At 36.5% G+C, this 1,784-nt stretch carries 3 protein-coding genes; 1 reads left to right on the top strand and 2 read right to left on the bottom strand.

Going from position 1 to position 1,784, the window contains the following annotated elements; all coding sequences use genetic code 11:
• The first annotated feature begins 21 nt into the window (after positions 1–21).
• Positions 22–150, top strand: a complete 129-nt coding sequence (locus AB1414_20230) for a hypothetical protein (protein MEW6609742.1) — start codon at positions 22–24, stop codon at positions 148–150.
• A gap of 67 nt (positions 151–217) precedes the next feature.
• On the opposite strand, the gene AB1414_20225 is transcribed toward AB1414_20230, so the two are convergent.
• Complete coding sequence (locus AB1414_20225) at positions 218–697, bottom strand: hypothetical protein (GenBank protein MEW6609741.1); 480 nt, start codon at positions 695–697, stop codon at positions 218–220.
• A gap of 46 nt (positions 698–743) precedes the next feature.
• Positions 744–1,784, bottom strand: a 1,041-nt coding sequence (locus AB1414_20220; protein MEW6609740.1) for a T9SS type A sorting domain-containing protein, incomplete at its 5' end; no start/stop codon positions are given.

The following is a 1,784-nucleotide window of genomic DNA, read 5'->3' as shown; positions in this document are numbered from 1 at the left end:
AGTAGAAACTAATAGAAATTTATGGAAATTTGTTGTTTTCCACAATCAATTTCTACCTATTTCTATAAATTTCAATCTATTTCTATTATCTTATCTCCATATCACTCTTATCTCCTTATCCCCTTTTGGACACCAAATCTGCATAGATGAGTTATTTTCAGACACCACCGAAATTCTCATTTTGCAGAAGTCTATTATTTTTATTACCCGCAAGTTTTTATTTAACCTTTACTTTTAAAATAAAAGTTGCACTACCTGAAGGAGAAATTTCAGGTATGCTCCATCTTACATGACTTACTGGTTGAACATTATCATTATCAAAGTTCGTTCCACCACCATCATGACAGTAAGTAATCGTTCCTGAACCACCTGCCTCGCCAAAGGTAGTATAAGAGGGGACAGCATCAATAAAGCTAATATCTGTAATAGAACTTGTCCCGAAATTAGTGGCAATAATGGTATAGGTAATCGTTCCCTCAGGTAAAATCTCAGTCTTATCTACCAATTTAACTAATTCTACCTGTGGCGATTCCAGTGGCTGAGGAGATTTATGAGAGATTTGAGGCTTTTGAGTAATAGCCTGTTGCTCTGTGACAATTTTACTATTGTTACTTGTATAACTAATCCAGGCTGCATGAGCACTTGATACCATAATTACGACTAACATCAAACCCAATAATGGTTTCATTCTATTCATAATTCTCATCTCCTATGTAATCAGTAATCGGTTATCGGTATACTGTTCACCTGATGACTCCCAATTTACCAGTAACTTTCTCCCCTGTATCATTATCAATAACTAAGTAGATATAAATTCCACTGGCGACATTTTCATAGGCATCATTCCTTAAATCCCAACTCTTTTCCTGTCCAATATCATTCTTTTCTAATGTTCTAACTAACTCCCCAGTTATACTAAATATTTTAATCGTTACATTCGTAGTTAATTCTGCAAATGTAAGTTGGTAACCATGGCGGCCTGGATAGCATGGATTAGGATAAACAAATACCTTAGATAATCTTTTAGCCGCTGGCTTTTTAGATGGAAAGATGGCAAATTCAGATAGATGGAGCACTTCAATGGTAATGGTATTTTTAATCGGGTCGATTACCCCACCCATTAATTCCCATTCCTTTTTACTATCATTCCAATAGAAGACCTTCAATGTTCGCTCATCTTGCCCTGTAATATCTTCGTAACCATCATTATCTACATCTAAATAAAGCATAGTGATGGTGATTTTATTCTTAAATTCTTTCTTTGGTGCGTTAAATTCATAGAATACCGCTGGTTTATCACCTTTTATCAGGAAATTTCCAATAGCTTCAGGGGCCTCTTCTACCGGTTTTTGAGTAATAGAAACAGTGCCTCCTTCAGGTGCCATCTCATTTTCAGGGATGGTAATCTTTGTCTCCCCATCTTCAGGATTGCCATCTACAATAGTAATAGTGCCACCCTGATTGGTAATTGTTCCTTCGGTAGTTAAGCAGACTTCTATTTTATACCTCTGGGTTATGGTAGCATTTAGTGCATCGGTTGAATATATTTGATATGTGATTCCCTCGCTCCCAACTACATCTCCTGGGATAGAATAAGAATAGATAGAATTTGGCTCAGCAGTCATCGTGCCACAAATTTCAGGCGTTTGCGTGCCATAATATAATAATGCCTTATCAACCCAGGTTCCATCCGTAATCGTCCCATTAATAACTACCTTGTTTCCTAACATACCAATTTTAGTCAGTGGGGTATGGAGTATTTTAGGTGGGGTAATATCAAATCC

This window comes from bacterium (assembly GCA_040755795.1).
Taxonomy (GTDB): Bacteria; UBA9089; CG2-30-40-21; order CG2-30-40-21; family SBAY01; genus JBFLXS01.
This window is presented reverse-complemented; position numbering and strand designations above follow the sequence as displayed.

Bases quoted from the DNA above. Each gene is read 5' to 3' on its own strand.
- AB1414_20230 (MEW6609742.1), top strand. From the start codon at position 22: ATGGAAATTTGTTGTTTTCCACAATCAATTTCTACCTATTTCTATAAA.
- AB1414_20225 (MEW6609741.1), bottom strand. From the start codon at position 697: ATGAATAGAATGAAACCATTATTGGGTTTGATGTTAGTCGTAATTATG.